Annotated in this window: 1 protein-coding gene; it reads left to right on the top strand. The window is 66.6% G+C overall.

The window, feature by feature from the left end; translation table 11 throughout:
- Positions 1-590: AMP-binding protein (locus HB633_RS30645; protein ID WP_213781867.1), on the top strand; the 590-nt coding region annotated here is incomplete at both ends.

A 590-nucleotide genomic window follows, 5' to 3' on the forward strand; every position in this document is an offset into this window, starting at 1 on the left:
ACGATCGAGCGGATGGCGCAACATTTTGTACGGTTGCTGCAAGGGGTGGCCGCGGATGCATCGGTGCGCGTGGGCGCGCTGCCGATGCTGTCGGCGGCGGAGCGCGAACAGACCGTCGGGAAGTGGAACGATACGGCGGTGGTGTATGCGCGCGAGCAGACGCTGCACGGCCTGTTCGAGCAGCAGGTGCAGCGTGACCCCGATGCGGTGGCACTGGTGCATGAGAGCACGCGGCTGACCTATGGCGAGCTGAATGCACGCGCGAACCGTCTGGCGCATCGTCTGCGCGCATTGGGCGTGGGGCCGGACGTACTGGTGGGGCTGTGCGTGGAGCGCTCGCCGGAAATGATGGTGGCGCTGCTGGGTGTGCTGAAGGCGGGTGGCGCCTATGTGCCGCTCGATCCTTCGTACCCGCGGGAACGCCTGACGTACATGCTGGCCGATGCGAAGCCTGCCGTGGTGATCACGCAGGCATCGCCCGATCCGCAACTGGACACGGGTGATGCAGCGGTATTCAGCTTCGGTCGCGACGACGCAGGCCTGGAACAGGAACCGGACACGAACCCGGCGCCCTTCACGCTCGCGCAACA

It is taken from the genome of Caballeronia sp. dw_276 (assembly GCF_018449635.1).
GTDB lineage: Bacteria > Pseudomonadota > Gammaproteobacteria > Burkholderiales > Burkholderiaceae > Caballeronia.